Source organism: Sphingomonas sp. VDB2, assembly GCF_047946695.1.
GTDB lineage: Bacteria > Pseudomonadota > Alphaproteobacteria > Sphingomonadales > Sphingomonadaceae > Sphingobium > Sphingobium bisphenolicum.
Map to the genome: position 1 here is coordinate 3,465,319 of NZ_CP159615.1, position 19,298 is coordinate 3,484,616.

Genomic DNA, 19,298 nt, shown 5'->3' on the forward strand with positions numbered 1-19,298 from the left:
ACGATGGGCAGGGAAGGGACGACACGGATGTTCAAGGCTGGCGAACTGGTGAAGGGTTTCCGCACCCGCACCGTGCCGCGCGAACGGACAGCGCTTGCCATCTGGTTCTGGGAGATCGACCGCGTCCTGCTGTCGCTGATCGTCACCTTGATGGCGATCGGGCTGGTCGCGGTCGCGGCCGCGTCCCCCGTCGCGGCGATCGACCGGTCGACGGCGTCGGTGGCGGTCAATCCGCTCATCTATTTCTACCGTCAATTGATGTGGGTCTTCATCGGCCTGCCGATCATGCTGGTCATCTCGATGCTCCCCCGGCCGCAGGCGCGGCGGCTGGCGATATTCGGCTGCGCCTTCTTCTTCGTCATGCTGCTGTGCGTGCCGATATTGGGATCGACGGTGAACGGCGCGAAGCGCTGGATCGACCTGCCCGGCTTCCGCTTCCAGCCGTCGGAATTCCTCAAGCCCGTCTTCGTCGTGGCGCTGGCCTGGCTGCTGTCGCTGCGGACCAAGGATATGAGCCTGCCGGTCGTGCCCTTGAGCTTCTGCGTCACTGGCCTCATCGCCATCATCCTGATGCGCCAGCCCGACTTTGGCCAGACCGTCATCTTCGCCGCCTGCCTTGGCGTGTTGCTGCTGCTGTCGGGCGTGTCGATGCGCTTCATCGGCGCGATGGGCGGGGTGGCGCTGGTCGGGTTGATCGCAGTCTATATGTTCTATGAAAATGGCCGCCAGCGCGTGAACGACTTTCTGGGCATCGGCGTCCAGCTCGACGCCGGCCCGGACCAGACCGATCTTGCCTTCCGCACCATTTCCCATGGCGGCTTCACCGGTGTCGGGCCGGGTGGGGGCCAGAACAAGTTCCGCCTGCCCGAAGCGCATACCGATTACATCTTCTCGGTCATCGGCGAAGAGTTCGGCCTGCTCGCCTGCATCGCCATCGCCTGCGTCTATCTCGCCATCGTAGTGCGCGTGCTGTTGCGCCTGCTGGACGAGGAAGATGTGTTCACCATCCTCGCCGCTGCGGGTCTCACCACCCAGTTCGGGTTGCAGGCGATCATCAATATGGGCGTCAATGCGCAGATATTTCCGTCAAAGGGTATGACGCTGCCCTTTATCAGCTATGGCGGCTCCTCTATGCTGGCGCTCTGCATCGGGGTCGGCCTGCTGCTCGCCTTTACCCGGCGCAATCCCTTCATGGGCCGGCATACCGTCGTCAAATGGAGTGGTCGATGAGCATTTCCCGTCACTTCGTCCTCGCCGCCGGCGGGACGGGGGGCCATATGATTCCAGCGCACGCCGTCGCCGAAGAGCTGATGGCGCGGGGCCATCATGTCGCGCTCGTCACCGATGAGCGCGGCGCGAAAATCCCCGGCATTTTCGATCACGCGCCAGACAATCGGGCGCAGGTCCATGTCATGCCCGCGGGACGCATGACCAAGAATCCGTCGAGCTGGCCGGGCGCCCTGAAGGCGATCCTGGCAGGCCGCGCCATGGCCCGCCGTTTGAACGAAACCTTCCGCCCCACCGCCGTCGTCGGCTTTGGCGGCTATCCCGCCATGCCCGCGCTGCTGGGCGCATTGGCGGACGGCATTCCGACCGCCATCCATGAGCAGAATGCGGTTCTGGGCCGGGTCAACCGCCTGCTGGCCGGCCGCGTCGACGCCATCGCGACCGCCTATCCGAATGTCGAACGGCTCAAGGACGGCTATGCGGGCAAGGTCCATCTGATCGGCAATCCGGTGCGCGAAGAAGTGAAACAGTTGCGCGAAGAGGATTTCCCCGCGCTGACCGACGAAAGCGTGTTCCGCGTGCTGGTGATCGGCGGCAGCCAGGGCGCGACGATCCTGTCCAGCGTCGTGCCAGAAGGTCTGTCGATGCTGCCGGTCGCGCTGCGCCGCCGGTTGCAGGTGACGCAGCAATGCCGCGCCGAGGATATCGATCGCGTGCGCAAGACCTATGCGGAGATGGAAATTCCCGCCGACCTCGCCACCTATTTCAACGACGTGCCCGAAAAGCTGGGCTGGTCGCATCTGGTGATCGCGCGCGCGGGTGCCTCGACGCTGGCCGAACTCACCTGCGCCGGGCGTCCCGCGATCCTGATCCCGCTGCCCAGCGCGATGGATGATCACCAGACCGCCAATGCCAGGGAAATGACCGAGGCGGGCGGCGCGCGCACGATACCGCAGGCCCGCTTCACCGCGGTCGAACTGGCCAAGCAGATGCAGAAAATGGCGCTGGAACCCGGCGCGCTGCTGAACGCGGCGAAGCGCGCGCGCGGCTGCGGCCGCCCCCATGCGGCGCGCGACATGGCCGACCTGCTCGAAAGCATCGGCACTGCGCCGATCTTGAACGATCCGGTGCGGGTCGGGCCGACGCCCACCACGCTCAATTTGCAGGGTGTCCCGGCGTGACCGGCCTTTTCCTTCGTCATCCCAGCTTCCGCCGGGATAACCGTATAGTTTCGGAGTTTATCGCATGAAGGGTGTCGGCACGGACATCGGCACGATCCATTTCATCGGCATTGGCGGCATCGGCATGTCCGGCATCGCCGAAGTGATGCATAATCTGGGTTATGACGTTCAGGGGTCGGACGTGGCCGAAGGCTATGTGGTCGAGGGGCTGCGGGCCAAGGGCATCCGCGTGATGATCGGTCATAAGGCGGAAAATCTGGGCGACGCCGCTGTGGTCGTCACCTCCACCGCGATCAAGCGCGGCAATCCGGAGGTCGAGCTGGCGCTGGAAAATCGCGTCCCCGTCATCCGCCGCGCCGAAATGCTGGCCGAACTGATGCGCCTCAAATCCACCGTCGCGGTGGCGGGCACCCATGGCAAGACCACGACGACGTCGATGGTGGCGGCGCTGCTGGACGCGGGCGGCGTCGATCCCACCGTCATCAACGGCGGCATCATCAACAGCTATGGCTCCAACGCGCGCCTCGGCAACAGCGACTGGATGGTGGTCGAGGCCGACGAAAGCGACGGCAGCTTCCTGCGCCTGGACGGCACGATCGCGGTCGTCACCAATATCGATCCCGAACATCTCGACCATTATGGCAGCTTCGACCGGGTGAAGGACGCCTTTGTCGAGTTCGTCGGCAACGTCCCCTTCTACGGCGCGGCCCTGCTGTGCCTGGATCATCCCGAAGTGCAGGCGATCCTGCCGCGCGTGCAGGACCGGCGGATCGTGACCTATGGTTTTTCCGCGCAGGCCGACATTCGCGGCGACAATGTCGTCAGCTTCCCCGGCGGCAACCGCTTCGACATCCAGGTGCGCGAGCGCGACGGATCGACGCGCAAGATCGAGGGTATCGAAATGCCGATGCCCGGCCGCCATAATGTGCTGAACGCCATGGCGGCGATCGGCGTCGCGCTGCACATGGGCATCGACGACGCGACGATCCAGACCGGCTTCGCCAAGTTCGGCGGGGTCAAGCGTCGCTTCACCAATGTCGGGCAGATCGCCATCGCAGGCGGCACCGCCACCGTGATCGACGATTATGGCCACCACCCGGTCGAGATCAAGGCGGTCCTCGCCGCCGCGCGAGAAGGCGCGAAAGGCCGCGTCATCGCCGTGGTGCAGCCGCACCGCTTCACCCGCCTGCGCGACCTGATGGACGAGTTCCAGCAGGCCTTCAACGATGCCGACATCGTCTATGCCGCCCCGGTCTACACGGCGGGCGAGCAGCCGATCGAGGGCGTGGACAGCGCTGCGCTCGTCGCCGGCCTCAAGCGGCGCGGGCATCGCCATGCTTCCACCGTCACCGACGCGGCCGATCTGGCCGCGCTGGTGGCTGCCGATCTCCAGCCGGACGACATGGTCATCTGCCTGGGCGCGGGGGACATCACCAAATGGGCGGCGGGGCTGTCGGCGGCCGTGTCCGCCAAGGTCAAGGAAGCGGTCTGATGTTCGAGCTGTTCGCTGTCGGCCTGGAAATGCAGAAGCGCATGATCGACGCCCAGATGCAGGGCGTGGAAGTTGCGCGCGACATGGTGGAGGCGGCCCAGCGTCAGGTCGAAACCGGCATGGCCGCGACCCAGGCGAATGAAGCAGGCCTCAAGGCCATGAAAAACTGGATGAACCTGTGGGGCATGCGCGGTTGAGCGCGACGATCGCCCTTCCGCCGGTGCGCGGCACGTTGAAGGCCGACGCCCCGCTGGCCCCGCTTGTCTGGTTCAAGGCGGGCGGCGCGGCGCAATGGCTGTTCGAGCCGAAGGATGCGGACGACCTGTCCGACTTCCTCGCCATGCTCGATCCGCAAGCGCCGGTGATGGCGCTGGGCCTCGGCTCCAACCTCATCGTCCGCGACGGTGGCGTGCCGGGCGTGGTCGTACGTCTGGGCAAGCCCTTCGCCAAGGTCGTGGCGCTGGATGAAACCACGCTGACCTGCGGCGGCGGCGCGTCAGGCATCCTCGTCTCCTCGACCGCGCGCGACGCGGGCATAGCGGGCCTGGAGTTTCTGCGTTCCATCCCCGGCACGGTCGGCGGATTCGTGCGCATGAACGGCGGCGCCTATGGCCGCGAGACGCGCGACATATTGCTGTCGTGCGAGGTCGTGCTGCGGTCGGGCGAACAGGTGACGCTCCTGAACCGTGACCTTGCCTATACCTACCGCCATTCCAACCTGACCGATGGCGCGATCGTGGTGTCGGCGACCTTCCGCGGCGAACCGGGCGAGCCGGCCGCGATCCAGGCGGAAATGGACCGCATCGCCGCCGCGCGCGAGGAAAGCCAGCCGCTGCGCAGCAAGACGGGCGGCTCGACCTTCAAGAACCCCGACGGGCACAAGGCCTGGCAGTTGGTGGACGAAGCAGGCTGTCGCGGCTTGGCTTTGGGCGGCGCGCAGGTCAGCGAGAAGCACACCAATTTCCTGCTCAACAGCGGCGACGCCAGCAGCGCCGATATCGAAGCGCTGGGCGAAGAAGTCCGCCGCCGGGTCAAAGACAAAAGTGGAATAGAATTGGAATGGGAAATTCAGCGCGTCGGCATGTTTGCCGACGACGCCGGCACGGAATCTGTTGTCAGGGCGGCGAAGTGACAGAGATTATCGCTCGCGATGATTTTGAGCGCGGTATCATCGAGAATGTCCGCGAGCATGGTTGTCAGGTGAACATGGTGTTTGATCCCGACGGCGAACAGCCTAACTTTGCCTATTCGATCGGCTTCAAACAGACGGTGGATCAACCAGAGGTGATTACTTTTGGCCTATCCGGCGACATGATGAAATTTATGATTAATCAGACACTTCGTGAATGTAGGGAAGGTCTTGTACTAACCGACGGTGCCGTCATCGAAGGCCTTCTTGAAGGCCACAAGTGCATCGCGCGGATCGTCCATCCCAGCCAGATCGCTGAAGAGTATGTGAATTCTGCGCTGTGGTATCACAAGGCGCGAACAGGTGAGCGCTTGACCGATATTGTCCAAATCATGTGGCCAGGGGCCGTCGATGGGCTGTTCCCATGGGATGACGGCTGCGATGCCGGCGTCATAGCTTTGCAGCCCGCATTATATGAAGAGAGGTTGAGTTCATGACCCGTGGCCCCTGGCATGTCGCCGTCCTGATGGGCGGCTGGTCGGCGGAACGCCCCGTCTCCTTATCGTCCGGCGAAGGCGTCGCCAAGGCGCTGGAATCGCGCGGCCACCGCGTAACCCGCATCGACATGGACCGCAATGTCGCCGCCCGCCTGGCGGAGACCAGGGCGGACGTGATCTTCAACGCGCTGCACGGCGTTCCGGGCGAAGACGGCACGGTGCAGGGCATGATGGACCTGATGGGCCTCACCTACACCCATAGCGGCCTCGCCACCTCGGTGATCGCGATCGACAAGCAATTGACCAAGCAAGCGCTCGTGCCCCACGGCATCCCCATGCCCGGCGGCCAGATCGTGGAAAGCGAAAGCCTCTTCACCGCCGATCCGCTGCCGCGCCCCTATGTGCTCAAACCCGTCAACGAAGGCAGCTCGGTCGGCGTCGCCATCGTCACGGCGGAGGGCAATTACGGCAACCCGATCGCCCGCGACAGCGTCGGCCCGTGGCAGGACTTCCCCGAACTGCTGGCCGAACCCTATATTCGCGGCCGCGAACTGACCACCGCCGTGTTGGGCGATGAGGCACTGCTCGTCACCGAATTGCGGCCCAAGAGCGGCTTCTACGATTTCGATGCCAAATATACTGACGGCATGACCGAACATGTCTGCCCCGCCGACCTGCCGCCGGAGATTACCGAGGCCTGCAAGGCGATCGCGCTGCGCGCCCACCAGTTGCTGGGCTGCAAGGGCGCATCGCGCGCCGATTTCCGCTGGGACGACACGCAGGGGATCGAAGGGCTTTTCCTGCTGGAGGTCAATACCCAGCCGGGCATGACCCCGCTCAGCCTCGTCCCCGAACAGGCGGCAAAGCTGGGCATTGACTATGCCACGCTGGTGGAGACTATTGTCGAGGAGGCGCTGAACCGCGCCCAAGGGCCATACAAGGCAGGAAATGGTGATGGCTGAGGCACGGATCAGGCGCGGCGGCACCGCGCGGCTGAGCAGCGCGAAGGGCAGGGTGAACGCCGGCAAGTCCGGGGGCGGTCGCGGCCGCGCCCTGAAGCGCCAGAGCAGCCTCGACCGGCTGGTCGAGATGCTGCCGGTCAGCGAAGCCACGCTGCAACGCATGGCGAGCTGGGCCATCGTCGGCATCTTCGGCGCCATCGTCATCGCCATCGCCATCTTCATGGGCCTGCCCGGCATGGCCCGGCAGCAGGCGGCAGACATCGCGGCGCGCGCCGGCTTCGAGGTCGACAAGGTCGAAGTGCGCGGCGTCGAACGGATGGATGAACTGCCGGTCTATAATATCGCCCTGGGGCAGGTGGATCGCTCCATGCTCTCGCTCGACCTGCCCAGGGTGCGCAGCGAGATGCTCAAGCTCGGCTGGGTCAAGGATGCGCGCATTTCCCGCCGCCTGCCCGATACGCTGGTGGTCGACATCGTCGAGCGTGATCCTGTCGCGGTGTGGCAGCATAATGGCCAGTTGCACCTGATCGACGTGTCGGGCGTGGTGTTGCAGTCGGTGTCCGCCAGCGCGATGCCCGACCTGCCGTTGGTCGTCGGCCCCAACGCCAATCGCCAGACGGCGGGCCTCAACCGGCTGATGGAAAACGCCCCGGCGCTCAAGCCGATGCTGGCCGGCGCGACCTGGGTCGGGAACCGCCGCTGGGATCTGCGCTTTCAGTCGGGTGAGACGCTCTCCCTGCCGGAGGGCGACAAGGATTCGGCGGGCGCCTTGGTGAATTTCGCACGGATGGACGGCGTCAATCGCCTGCTGGGTCGCGGCATCGTCAAGTTCGACATGCGCGATCCCGACCGTTTCGTCCTGCGCCTGCCGCAGGGCAAGGTGGAGGAAAAGCCGGTGGACGACGGGACGAAGGACGTCGCCGCCGCGACGCCGGGCGAGGAAGGCTAAGGCCCATGGCGCAGCCCAAGGTCGAGAAGCTTATCACCGCGATCGACATCGGATCGTGGAAGGTGTCCGCCTTGATTGCGGGGCGCACCGACACGGGCGAGCTGGCGATCCTGGGCACCGGGCAGCGCGAAAGCCGCGGCGTGCGGCGCGGCTTTATCGCCGATATGGAGCGCACCGAACTGGCCGTGCGCGAAACGGTGGAGCAGGCCGAACGTGTCGCCGGCACCAATATCGAGGATGTCTGGGTCAGCTTCTCGGGCGGCAGCCTGGTCAGCGACGTCGTCACGGTCGAACGCGACATGGGCGGCTATCGCATCGAACAGCCCGATATCGACGATCTCCTGACCACCGGCCAGCAGGGCATCGACCCCGACGGCCGCATCGTCCTCCATGCCCAGCCGACCTGCTTCACCATCAACGGCAAGGTGCCGGTGAAAAAGCCGCTGGGCATGCACGCGGACCTGCTGGGCGTCGACATCCATGTCGTGCTGGCCGACGGCGCGCCGCTCGCCAATCTCGACCTGTGCGTGCGCGGCGCCTATCTCAACGTCAATTCGATCGTCGCCGCGCCGATCGCCACGGGCCTGGCCTGCCTGTCGGAAGAGGAGCGCGACCTGGGCGTCGCGCTGGTGGAGATCGGGGCCGGGGTCACCAACGTCTCGCTCTATGCGGGGGGAATGCTGGTCGGCCTGCATTCGATCCCGTTCGGCGCATCGGACATTACCGACGATATCGCCTCCGCCTTCGGCATCCGCCGCAGCCAGGCGGAGCGGATCAAATGCTTCTACGGCTCGGCAATGCAGAACCCCCGCGATTTTCGCGAGATGATAGAGATCGCGCCGCCCCATGGCGAAATGGCGGTGCCGGGTCAGGCGGCCGGGCCGAACGCCGAAGGGGGCAAGATCACCCGCGCCGCGCTGGTCGGGGTCATCTGCGAACGGCTGAACCAGATCATGACCGAAGTGAATGCAGCGCTGGCCGGCATGGGCTTTAACTCCACCGGGCGGCAGGTGGTGCTGACCGGCGGCGGCGCGGAAATGAAGGGCATTGCCGATTATGCGCAGGGCGCGCTGGGCCGCGCCGTGCGGATCGGGCGACCCAGGGGCTTGTCTGCGATGCCCGAAGCGCATAGTGGGCCCGCCTTCGCGACATTGGCGGGACTCGCGCTTTACGGCGCTTCCAACCCGGTTGATCTCCGCACGATGGCGCCCGCGCCGCAAACGGTGCATCGTCTGGGAGCGCCGCTCTGGTGGCAACGCATGATGCGCGCAATGAAGACCAACTATTGAACGAAATTGGACCAAGACGAAAATAGGTGGTGAATTCCCCTATTTTCTGGTGTTAACATTTAATGACGGCGTTGCTTCCTGACGAGGAAGCTGAGGGAGCACTATTTATGAGCATTGAAATCAGCCCACCGCATGTGGACGAACTGAAGCCGCGGATCGCGGTGATCGGTGTCGGCGGCGCGGGCGGCAATGCCATCGCGAACATGATCGCCGCCCATGTCGAGGGCGTGGACTTCATCGTGGCCAATACCGACGCGCAGGCGCTCAACGCCTCGCCGGCCGAACGCCGCATCCAGCTCGGCCCGCAAATCACCGAAGGGCTGGGCGCCGGTTCGCGCCCCGAAATCGGCAAGGCCGCCGCTGAAGAAACGATCGCGTCGGTCGAGCAGGCGCTGGAAGGCGCGCATATGTGCTTCATCGCCGCGGGCATGGGCGGCGGCACCGGCACCGGCGCGGCCCCCGTCATCGCCAAGGCCGCCCGCGACAAGGGCATCCTGACCGTCGGCGTCGTCACCAAGCCCTTCACCTTTGAAGGCAATCGCCGCATGAAGTCGGCGGATTCGGGCATCGATGAGCTGCAGAAGCATGTCGACACGCTGATCGTGATCCCGAACCAGAATCTGTTCCTGATCGCCAACCCGAACACGACCTTCAAGGAAGCGTTCCAGATGGCGGACGAAGTGCTGCAGCAGGGCGTGCGCGGCATCACCGACCTCATGGTCATGCCCGGCCTCATCAACCTCGACTTCGCCGACGTGCGTTCGGTGATGGGTGAAATGGGCAAGGCGATGATGGGCACCGGCGAAGCCGAAGGCGACGGCCGGGCGCTCCAGGCGGCGGAAAAGGCGATCGCCAACCCGCTGCTCGACGGCGTGTCGATGCGCGGCGCCAAGGGCGTGATCGTCTCGATCGTCGGCGGCGAGGACATGCGGCTGATGGAAGTGGACGAGGCCGCCAACCATATCCGCGAACTGGTGGACCCGGACGCGAACATCATCTGGGGCAGCGCCTTCAACGACAATCTGAACGGCAAGATCCGCGTGTCGGTGGTCGCTACCGGCATCGACAATGAAGTGGGCAACCATGCCGCGCCGCTGACCCAGCCGTTCAGCTTCGCCAACCGACCCGCCGTGGCCGTGCCCCAGTCGGCGGCGCCCAAGCCTGCGCCGGTCGCGCAGCAGCCCGCGCCGGTTGCAGCGCCTGCGCCGACGCCTGCTCCTGCGCCTGCGCCGCAGCCCGAAACGCTGGAACTGGACGTGCCGGCCGCGCCTGCGCCCGCGCAGCCGACGGTTGCACCGGCGCCGTTCGCTCCGGCCAGGCCCGCCGCGGTCTTTTCCGACGAAGATCCGGAAGAGGATGAACTGATCCTGGGCGCAGACAGCGCCGAAGCGGCCGCGCCGGCCGCACCCGCACCGCGCGTCGCCACCGGCGGCACGCTGTTCGAGCGGATGGCGGGCCTGACCCGTGGCACGGACAAGGCGCCGGGCGCCGCGGACGACGTCGCGCCGGGCGTCGATATCCCCCGTTTCCTCAACCGCCAGAACAACCAGTAAGGCGCAGTCGGTAAAAGGACGCACGGCTTGGGCCGTGCGCGACAGGAAAAGCGCGCTGTCGGTCGTCTGGGGCGACCCGGCGCGCTTTTTCGTTGGGCTAATTTCCCATTCATCCTGGGATCGGCTAAGGCGCGGATGTGACACGCACTTCTCCATGGATTCTCGGTCTTTGGCTGCCGGGCGCGCTGCTGCTCGCGGCCCCCGCGCATGCCCAGCAGGACCAATCGCAACTGGTTCGGCCGCTCGGCGCCGCCGACCTCAACAGCAATTTGGCGCGCCTGGCGTCCAATCCGCGCGACGTCGTCGCGCTGATCGGTGCGGGGGAGGCGGCGCTGTCGCTGGATGACCCGCGCGCGGCGGCCGGCTTCTTCGCCCGCGCCGACGCGATCGAGAGCGGCAATGGCCGGATCAAGGCCGGGCTGGGACGGGTCATGCTCAAGCTGCAAAACCCGGTCGAGGCGCTGCGCCTGTTCGACCAGGCGGGGCGGCTGGGCTATCCCGATGCGACGATCCTGTCCGACCGCGGCCTGGCGCGCGACATGACCGGCGATCAGGCGGGCGCGCAGCGCGACTATCAGGCCGCGCTCCTGCGCACCCCCGGCGATGATGAACTGGTGCGCCGCTACGCCGCTTCGCTCGGCATAGCGGGGCAGGTCGCCGCGTCCGACAAGATCCTCGAACCCCTGTTCTACAAGAGCGACCGGGCCGCCTGGCGCTATCGCGCCTTCATCCTGGCGATGAACAACAAGCAGGCCGATGCGAAGAAGGTGGCGGAGCAGACCATGCCGGCGCAACTGGCCGCCGCGATCATTCCTTATATGCAGAAAATGCCCTATCTGACGGCCGCGCAAAAGGCGGCGGCGGTGCATTTCGGCCATTTCCCGGCCCAGATCGGCACCAGCATCGCCGCGATCACGCCGACCCCGCCGGCACCGGGCATCGCGGTGGCCGCCAGCGCGCCGGTCGCCGTCGCCTCCGCCAGCCCGGCGAAGACCAAACCGCTCAGCCGGTCCGAACAGCGCCGCCAGCAGCGCGAGGCCGCCCGTATCGCCCGCGCCGAGGGACTCGCCGCCGCCCGTCGTCCCGCCCAGCCGCAACTGGCCCAAGCCCGGACGACCCCGCCCCAGACGATCCCGCCCAGGGCGCTCCAGCCCCAGCCGGCCCAATCCGCGCCGGCCCAATCCGCGCCCGTCCAGTCTGCGCTGCGATCCACGCCGACCCCGCCGCCCGCGCAGCAGCCGAGCGCGCCGCTGCCGGCCCCGGTGGTCCAGCCCTTGCCGTCGTCCACGGCATTCGCGTCGGCGGAGCAAACGCCGTCCGAACCGTCGCCCGTGCGTCAGGCGGCCGCATCGCCCGCCGCCGCTACGCCCAATGGCGCGGTGCAAGGGCCGCCCGCCCCCGGCTTCGATTCGATCGATCGTGCGCCGCCGGCCGCCGCGCCGCCCTCCAACGCGGGATCGCAGCTCAATGCGATCGCGCTGGCGCAGGCATCGCCGCCGCCTGAACCTGCGGGTTCAGCTCCGCCCGCCGCTGCAACCGCCACCACATCGCCCGCCGCAACCGTCCAGCCGCTCACGGCCGTGCCGCCGCCTTCTGTCCCGCAACCCGATCCGGTCGCCACCCGCACGCTGGCGGACATCATTCGCGCGATCGACGTCCCCGAAGCCGAGCGCCAGCCGACCGTCGCCGCCGTCGACCTCACGGAAATCGCCGCGATCCAGGCCGCCCGCCGCGCCGAGCGGCAGGCCGCGGCCAAGGCCGCCACGGACAAGGCGAAGAAGGACGCCCTCGCCAAAGCCAAGGCGGAAGCCGACGCCAAGGCGAAGAAGGAGGCCGAAGAGAAGAAGCGCCTGGCCGACAATCCGTCGCGCAACTGGCTGCAGGTCGGCGTGGGGCAAAGCAAATCGGCGCTGGGCTTCACCATGAAGGGGCTGCGCAAGAAATATACGATCCTGTCCCGCCAGGACGGATGGAGCGCCGGCTGGGGGCGGACCAATCGCCTGCTGGTCGGTCCCTTCGCCAGCTTCACCCGCGCCAAGGAACTGGAGGCCAATCTGAAGGCCGACGGCGCCGATGCCTTCGCCTGGAAAAGCGAAGCGGGGGAGGTCGTGGAGAAGCTGGGGGCCGAATGAGCATTTTGCAGTCGGCTGTTTCGGCCGGCTGGAGAAGGCTCTAAGAGGGCGGGCATGACGATCCTCGCCTCCTATGCCTGCCATCCCTCCGCCAGCCGGGGCCGCCTCCATCCCGAAGCGGGCGGCGAGATGCGCGGGCCGCGCGACGTCTTCCAGCGCGACCGCGATCGCATCATCCATTCCATCGCCTTCCGTCGCCTGCGGCACAAGACGCAGGTGTTCGTCTCGCCCGACGGCGATCATTTCCGCGTCCGCCTGACCCACAGTCTGGAGGTTGCCCAGATCGGCCGCACCACCGCGCGCACCTTGGGGCTGAACGAGGATCTGACCGAAGCGCTGTGCCTCGCCCACGACATCGGTCATCCGCCCTTTGGTCATGCCGGTGAAGATGCGCTGGAGGTCGCGCTCGACGATCATGGCGGCTTCGACCACAACGCCCATACGCTGCGCACGCTGATGCTGCTGGAAAGCCCTTATCCGCGCTTTGCCGGTCTCAACCTGAGCTGGGAAATGCTGGAAGGGCTGGCCAAGCATAATGGCCCGATCGTCCATCCCGGCTGGGCGATGCGGGAGCTGGACGCGCTCTTCCCGCTCGACCTGACCAGCCATGCCTCGCTGGAGGCGCAACTGGCGGCGATTTCCGACGACATCGCCTATGACAATCATGATATCGACGATGGTTTGCGCGCCGGGTTGCTGACGCTTGACCAGTTGATGGAAGTGCCGTTCGTGCGCGGCTGCTGGGACCGGGTGCGCGCCCGCTATCCCGACGTGGCGGAGGACCGGCTGCTGCGCGAGCTGGTGCGCGAGCAGATCGGCGTGATGGCCACCGACCTGATCGAATCGACCCGCGCCAACATCGCCGCATCGGGCGTGGAGACGGTCGAGGATGTCCGCGCGCTCGGCCGCACCCTGGTCGCTTTCTCGCCGGACCTTGCGGCGCAGGAGCGCGACCTCAAGCGTTTCATGTACGCCACCCTCTATCATCATCCCGAACAGCTCGCCGCCGCCGACCGGGCGCGCGTCATCGTCACCGACCTGTTTCGCGCCTATCAGGCCGATCCCGCGCTCATGCCGCCCGAATGGCGTGACGACTGCGTCGGGCAGGAACCCACCCGCAGCCGCCACATCGCCGACTTCATCGCCGGCATGACCGACCGTTACGCCGAAAAGCGCCATGCGGAAATCTATGGGGCGATGGCGCTGGCCGATTGACGCGCCCCTGCGATTGACGCAATGCGGACAGGTCTCCGGCGGATTCGTTCGTCGGGCATGATGCGGGAGAGCATGGGAAGCCTTGGAGGCCACCCCGTCACCGAAGGAGCAACCGCCCCGGAATCTCTCAGGTCAAAGGACCGCATCGCGCGCAAGGCACTCTGGAAAGCGGACAGTCGCATGACTGTCCCACCGAAGGGGTAAGCCATGTGGCCGCAAGGCCGCTGGTCAAAGCTCTCAGGTTCCGTGACAGAGGGGGTGGCAGATAGGACAGGTCCGACTCCGGGCCTTTGCATCGGTCGCCATCAACCCCGCACGGAAAGGACGCTTCATGTCCGGCAATGACGATATCGCCACAATCGCAGAGGAACTGCCGCTGGAGGCCCTGCCGCTCGATGCCTGGCACCGTGCCCGTGGCGCGCGCATGGTCGGCTTCGCCGGCTATCATATGCCGATCCAATATGAAGGCATCATGGCGGAACATGCCTGGACCCGCGAACATGCCGGCCTGTTCGACGTCAGCCATATGGGCCAGCTCAGTTTTTCCGGCGAAAACGTCGATGACGCGCTGGAATATCTGTTGCCCAGCGATATCAAGGGGCTGAAGCCCTTTCGCCAGCGCTATTCGATGCTGCTCGATCAGGAGGGCGGCATCCTCGACGATCTCATGGTGTCGCGCCTGGGGGATGGCGCTTTCGACGGCGCGGCCATCTACATGGTCGTCAACGGCGCGACAAAATATGACGATATCGGCTGGATGATCGAACATCTGCCCGACGCCGTGGTGATGAACCACATGGCCGATCAGGCGCTGCTGGCGCTCCAGGGGCCGGAAGCGGGCGAGGCGCTCGCCACGCTCATCCCGCAAACCGCCGACCTGTTGTTCATGCAATCCGGACCCTTCACCTGGCGCGGCATCCCGCTGTGGATCAGCCGGTCGGGCTATACCGGCGAGGACGGGTTCGAGATCAGCGTCCCCGCCGATGATGTCACCCTGCTCGCCGACGCGCTGTGCGCGCTGCCGCAGGTCAAGCCGATCGGCCTGGGGGCGCGCGATTCGCTGCGGCTGGAAGCCGGCCTGCCGCTCTACGGCCATGACCTGTCGCCTGCGGTCAGCACGATCGGCGCGGACCTGGGCTTCGCGATTCAGAAGCGCCGCCGCGAAGAAGGCGGTTTTATCGGTCATGCCCGCGTGACGAAGGAACTGGCCGACGGGCCGGGCTCCAGGCGGGTGGGCCTGACCATCGAAGGCCGCCTGCCGGCCCGCGAAGGCGCGCAAATCTATGCTGGCGACGTGCTGGTGGGCGAAGTTACCTCCGGCGGCTTCGCGCCGTCCGTGGGCGCGCCGATCGCCATGGGCTGGGTCAGCCTGCCCCATGCCGTGATCGGCGAGGCGCTGGAAATCGAAGTAAGGGGCAAGCGCATCGCCGCGGTGGTTGCGCCGATGCCGTTCGTTCCGCATCACTATCGCCGCAAGGCCTGATCCACTTTTACCGACGGGAGTATATCCATGAGCCGTTATTTCACCGACGAACATGAATGGATCGATGTCGAGGGCGAAATCGCCACCGTCGGCATCACCGACTACGCGCAGGAACAGTTGGGCGACATCGTATTCGTCGAACTGCCCGCCGAAGGCACCAATTTCGACAAGGGTGACGACGCCGCCGTCGTGGAATCGGTCAAGGCCGCATCGGACGTCTATGCGCCGATCTCGGGCGAAGTGGTCGAATCCAACAGCGCGCTGGAGGATGAACCCGCGCTGGTGAACAGCGACGCCGAAGAGGACGGCTGGTTCTTCAAGCTGCGCATCGCCGACACCAGCGAGCTGGAAGGCCTGATGACCGAAGCGGCGTACAAGAAGTTCGTGGCGAGCCTCTAACCCACACAATAAGCCCCTCCCTTTCAAGGGAGGGGCGTTTCAGGTCGGTCAAGCCCCCGGCTTGGCCTGAACAGCGCGGGGCGCTGTTCACCTGCAAACGGGGTGGGTGGCGACCGTAGGGAGCTTCAATCCTATCCTAAAGAGCCGCCGCGGGCGCGGCGGACCCACCCCCTTACCCCTCCCTAAAAAGGAGGGGGGAGAAGCAGAATGCGCTACCTACCCCTTACCGACACCGACCGGCAGGAGATGCTGTCCGTCATCGGCGCGGCGTCCATCGACGACCTCTTCGTGGACGTGCCCGCTGAAGCCCGTCTGACGGGCACCATCGCCGGCCTGCCGGATCATGCCAGCGAACTGGCGGTCGAGCGTCATATGGCGGCGCTGGCGCGGAAAAATCTGTCGGCGGGGGAGGCGCCCTTCTTCCTGGGCGCTGGCGCGTACAGGCATCATGTCCCCGCCAGCGTCGATCATCTGATCCAGCGCGGCGAGTTTCTGACCGCCTACACGCCCTATCAGCCGGAAATCGCGCAGGGTACGTTGCAGGTGCTGTTCGAATTCCAGACGCAGGTCGCGCGCCTGCTGGGCTGCGACGTCGCCAACGCCTCCATGTATGACGGCTCGACCGCCTGCTGGGAAGCGATCGGCATGGCCCGCCGGATCACCAAGCGCGGCAAGGCGATCCTGTCGTCCGGACTGCACCCTCATTATGTCTCTGTCGCCAGGACGATGGCGAAATTCACCGGCGACGCGCTGGCGCATGAAGCCCCGACATTGGACGCCGCGACCGACATCGACGCGCTGATCGCGAGTATCGACAAGGATACGAGCTGCGTCGTGGTCCAATATCCGGACATTCTCGGCCGCATCGCCGACCTGGCCCCGCTTGCCGAGGCCGCCCATGCAGCCGGTGCGCTGCTGGTCGCGGTGGTCACCGAACCCGTCGCCCTGGGGGCGATCAAGGCGCCGGGCCATATGGGCGCGGACATCGTCGTGGGCGAAGGCCAGTCGATCGGCGTCGGCCTCCAGTTCGGCGGCCCCTATCTCGGCCTCTTCGCCTGCAAGCAGAAATATGTCCGCCAGATGCCCGGCCGCCTGTGTGGCGAGACGGTGGACGCGGCGGGCAAGCGCGGTTTCGTGCTGACCCTCTCCACTCGCGAGCAGCATATCCGGCGCGAGAAGGCGACGTCGAACATCTGCACCAATTCGGGCCTCTGTGCGCTGGCGTTCAGCATCCACATGACGCTGCTGGGCGAACGCGGCCTGCGTGAACTGGCAACGCTGAATCACGGCCTGGCCGTGCAGGCCGCCGATCGCCTGGGCCAGGTGCCGGGCGTCACGCTGCTCAACGACAGCTTCTTCAACGAATTTACCCTGATCCTGTCGAAGGACGCCCGCGACGTCGTGCGCACTCTGGCCGACAAGGGCGTGCTGGCCGGGGTCTCGCTCGGCCGCCTCTTCCCGCAGACGCCTGCGATCGGCAACGGCCTTGTCGTCGCCGTCACGGAGACCGTCACGGCGGAGGATATCGAAAGCCTTGCCGCAGCGCTGGAGGAGGAACTGGCATGACGATGCTCAAGGAAGGTCGCCCCACCGCGCCCGAACCCGTCAAGGAAGCCCATATGGCCCCCGCAACCGCCACCGGCAATCGCGCCCTGATGCTGGAAGAGGCGCTGATCTTCGAGATCGGCTCGACCGCTACGACCGGCGTCGATTTCGCGCCAGCACCCAGTGTCGCCAGCCGCCTCGGCAAACTCGCCCGCACCGACGCCATCGGCCTGCCGGGCCTGTCGGAACAGGAAACGGTGCGCCATTACACCCGTCTGTCGCGCCAGAACTACGCTATCGACCTTGGCCTGTTCCCGCTCGGTTCCTGCACCATGAAACACAACCCGCGCCTCAATGAAAAGGTCGCGCGGATGCCCGGTTTCGCCGACCTCCACCCGCTCGCGCCCCAATCCACCGTGCAGGGCGCGCTGGGCGTCATCAACGAACTCGCCGTCTGGCTCATCAAGCTGACCGGCATGCACGGCGTGGCCATGACGCCCAAGGCGGGCGCCCATGGCGAACTGTGCGGCCTGCTCTGCATCCGCGCCGCGCTGGAAGCGCGCGGCGACGCGCGCCAGGTCGTCCTCGTCCCGGAAAGCGCGCACGGCACCAACCCCGCCACCGCCGCCTTCTGCGGATACAAGGTGGAGGACATCCCCGCGACCCCCGAGGGCCGCGTGGACCTGGAAGCGCTCAAGGCCCGCCTCGGCCCCGACGTCGCAGCGGTGATGATCACCAATCCCAACACCTGCGGCCTGTTCGAACGCGACATGAAGACGATTTCCGACGCGGTCCATGCCGCCGGAGCCTTCGTCTATTGCGACGGCGCGAACTTCAACGCCATCGTCGGCCGGGTCCGCCCCGGCGATCTGGGCGTCGACGCCATGCATATCAACCTGCACAAGACCTTCTCCACCCCCCATGGCGGCGGCGGCCCCGGCTCCGGCCCGGTGGTGCTGTCCGAAGCGCTCTCGCCTTTCGGTCCGCTGCCCTATACCGCGCGCATGGCGGACGGCTCGATCCACCTCATCGAGGAGGAGAATGTCGGTGAGGAAATGCCGCAGAGCTTCGGGCGCATGTCGGCCTTCCATGGGCAGATGGGCATGTTCACCCGCGCGCTGGCCTATATCCTGTCCCACGGCGCGGACGGCCTGCGCCAGGTGGCGGAGGACGCCGTCCTCAACGCCAACTATATATTGCGCAGCCTGGACGATGTGCTGGACGCCCCCTTCGGCGACAGCGGCCCCTGCATGCATGAGGCGCTGTTCAGCGACAAGGGGCTGGCCGAGGGCTTCACCACGCTCGACATCGCCAAGGGGCTGATCGACGAAGGCTTCCACCCGATGACCATGTATTTCCCGCTGGTCGTCCATGGCGCGATGCTGGTCGAACCGACCGAAACCGAAAGCAAGGCGGCGCTGGACCAGTTCATCCTGGCGCTGCGCAGCCTCGCCGAACGCGCCAAGGCAGGGGACGAAGCGCTCAAGGGCGCGCCCTATCACGCGCCGCGCCGGCGGCTTGACGAAACCCTCGCGGCGCGCAAGCCGGTCCTCACCTGGACCGACCCTGCGCTGGCGGTCGCTGCCGAATGATCGACAGGCCGGAGCCGTGGGAACCCGGTTCCGGCCCCGCCCTCGCGGATAAACGCTACGCGCCCGCGACCGAGCGCAACCGCGACGCCATCGTCGCGGTCTTGCGCGGCCAGCTCCCGTCCTCCGGTCTGGTGCTGGAGGTGGCGAGTGGGAGCGGCGAACATGCTGTCCACTTCGCTGTCGCCTTCCCCTCGCTCGACTGGCAGCCGAGCGATCCCGATCCCGCCGCGCTCGCCTCGATCGCCGCATGGCGCGCCGAAGCGGACCTGTCCAATCTCCGTTCGCCGATCCGGCTGGACGCGACGGGCGAATGGCCGAACGCCCAGGCCGATGCGATCGTCTGCATCAACATGATCCACATCGCCCCGTGGCAAGCGACGCTGGGACTGCTCAAGGGGGCAGGGGAGGCGCTGTCGCCCGGCGGCCTCCTCTATCTCTACGGCCCCTATGCGCGCGCGGGCGTCGACACCGCACCCAGCAACCTTGCCTTCGATGTCTCGCTCAAGGCCCGCGATCCGCGCTGGGGGCTGCGATCGGTGGAGGACGTGGTCGCGGCGGCGGACGCGCAGGGCCTGGGCCTTGATCGCCTTGTCGACATGCCCGCGAACAACCTGTCATTGCTCTTTCGTAAGGGATGGCTCTAGACACGGGTT

At 66.4% G+C, this 19,298-nt stretch carries 17 protein-coding genes and 1 riboswitch; all 17 genes read left to right on the plus strand.

The features are described 5' to 3' along the window. The first annotated feature begins 27 nt into the window (after positions 1 to 27). The 17 genes from ABT375_RS17300 (at position 28) to ABT375_RS17380 (ending at position 19,289) form a co-directional block, all read left to right on the plus strand. A complete protein-coding gene (locus ABT375_RS17300; RefSeq protein WP_224548396.1) occupies positions 28 to 1,230 on the plus strand; it encodes an FtsW/RodA/SpoVE family cell cycle protein in 1,203 nt (400 codons plus the stop codon). Next, positions 1,227 to 2,408, plus strand: coding sequence for an undecaprenyldiphospho-muramoylpentapeptide beta-N-acetylglucosaminyltransferase (murG, locus tag ABT375_RS17305; protein ID WP_261935355.1), 1,182 nt, complete (start codon positions 1,227 to 1,229; stop codon positions 2,406 to 2,408). The genes ABT375_RS17300 and murG overlap by 4 nt, the downstream gene beginning before the upstream one ends. Before the next feature lie 64 nt (positions 2,409 to 2,472). Further along, complete coding sequence (murC, locus tag ABT375_RS17310) at positions 2,473 to 3,900, plus strand: UDP-N-acetylmuramate--L-alanine ligase (RefSeq protein WP_416463463.1); 1,428 nt, start codon at positions 2,473 to 2,475, stop codon at positions 3,898 to 3,900. Continuing rightward, complete coding sequence (locus ABT375_RS17315; RefSeq protein ID WP_416463464.1) at positions 3,900 to 4,097, plus strand: hypothetical protein; 198 nt, start codon at positions 3,900 to 3,902, stop codon at positions 4,095 to 4,097. The genes murC and ABT375_RS17315 overlap by 1 nt, the downstream gene beginning before the upstream one ends. Then, positions 4,079 to 5,032, plus strand: coding sequence for a UDP-N-acetylmuramate dehydrogenase (gene murB / locus ABT375_RS17320; RefSeq protein WP_416463465.1), 954 nt, complete (start codon positions 4,079 to 4,081; stop codon positions 5,030 to 5,032). The genes ABT375_RS17315 and murB overlap by 19 nt, the downstream gene beginning before the upstream one ends. Beyond that, on the plus strand, positions 5,029 to 5,526 hold the full coding sequence (locus tag ABT375_RS17325; protein WP_416463466.1) for a DUF4262 domain-containing protein: 498 nt from the start codon (positions 5,029 to 5,031) through the stop codon (positions 5,524 to 5,526). Before murB ends, ABT375_RS17325 begins: the two co-directional genes overlap by 4 nt. Beyond that, positions 5,523 to 6,488 carry a D-alanine--D-alanine ligase gene (locus tag ABT375_RS17330; protein ID WP_416463467.1) on the plus strand — a complete coding sequence of 322 codons (966 nt, stop codon included), beginning with the start codon at positions 5,523 to 5,525 and terminating at the stop codon, positions 6,486 to 6,488. The genes ABT375_RS17325 and ABT375_RS17330 overlap by 4 nt, the downstream gene beginning before the upstream one ends. Beyond that, positions 6,481 to 7,437, plus strand: coding sequence for a cell division protein FtsQ/DivIB (locus ABT375_RS17335; RefSeq protein WP_224548408.1), 957 nt, complete (start codon positions 6,481 to 6,483; stop codon positions 7,435 to 7,437). The genes ABT375_RS17330 and ABT375_RS17335 overlap by 8 nt, the downstream gene beginning before the upstream one ends. Before the next feature lie 5 nt (positions 7,438 to 7,442). Next, positions 7,443 to 8,726 carry a cell division protein FtsA gene (ftsA, locus tag ABT375_RS17340; protein WP_224548410.1) on the plus strand — a complete coding sequence of 428 codons (1,284 nt, stop codon included), beginning with the start codon at positions 7,443 to 7,445 and terminating at the stop codon, positions 8,724 to 8,726. Between the two features lie 107 nt (positions 8,727 to 8,833). Next, positions 8,834 to 10,279, plus strand: coding sequence for a cell division protein FtsZ (gene ftsZ, locus ABT375_RS17345; RefSeq protein ID WP_416463469.1), 1,446 nt, complete (start codon positions 8,834 to 8,836; stop codon positions 10,277 to 10,279). 137 nt (positions 10,280 to 10,416) lie between these two features. After that, entirely contained in the window at positions 10,417 to 12,411 is a 1,995-nt protein-coding gene (locus ABT375_RS17350) for an SPOR domain-containing protein (RefSeq protein WP_416463470.1), read from the plus strand. Positions 12,412 to 12,465: 54 nt separating this feature from the next. Continuing rightward, positions 12,466 to 13,626 (plus strand): deoxyguanosinetriphosphate triphosphohydrolase, encoded by a 1,161-nt coding sequence (locus ABT375_RS17355; protein ID WP_416463471.1) that lies wholly within the window; start codon positions 12,466 to 12,468, stop codon positions 13,624 to 13,626. Between the two features lie 53 nt (positions 13,627 to 13,679). After that, positions 13,680 to 13,779: riboswitch (glycine riboswitch) on the plus strand. 178 nt (positions 13,780 to 13,957) lie between these two features. Next, entirely contained in the window at positions 13,958 to 15,109 is a 1,152-nt protein-coding gene (gcvT, locus tag ABT375_RS17360) for a glycine cleavage system aminomethyltransferase GcvT (RefSeq protein ID WP_416463472.1), read from the plus strand. 27 nt (positions 15,110 to 15,136) lie between these two features. Continuing rightward, the gene (gcvH, locus tag ABT375_RS17365) at positions 15,137 to 15,508 is read left to right on the plus strand and encodes a glycine cleavage system protein GcvH (protein ID WP_224548416.1); all 372 of its coding nucleotides are present in this window, start codon (positions 15,137 to 15,139) and stop codon (positions 15,506 to 15,508) included. Between the two features lie 207 nt (positions 15,509 to 15,715). After that, positions 15,716 to 17,074 (plus strand): aminomethyl-transferring glycine dehydrogenase subunit GcvPA, encoded by a 1,359-nt coding sequence (gene gcvPA, locus ABT375_RS17370; protein WP_416463473.1) that lies wholly within the window; start codon positions 15,716 to 15,718, stop codon positions 17,072 to 17,074. Then, positions 17,071 to 18,645, plus strand: a complete 1,575-nt coding sequence (gene gcvPB / locus ABT375_RS17375) for an aminomethyl-transferring glycine dehydrogenase subunit GcvPB (protein ID WP_224548418.1) — start codon at positions 17,071 to 17,073, stop codon at positions 18,643 to 18,645. The genes gcvPA and gcvPB overlap by 4 nt, the downstream gene beginning before the upstream one ends. Next, complete coding sequence (locus ABT375_RS17380; protein WP_416463474.1) at positions 18,642 to 19,289, plus strand: DUF938 domain-containing protein; 648 nt, start codon at positions 18,642 to 18,644, stop codon at positions 19,287 to 19,289. The genes gcvPB and ABT375_RS17380 overlap by 4 nt, the downstream gene beginning before the upstream one ends. Positions 19,290 to 19,298 lie beyond the last annotated feature (9 nt).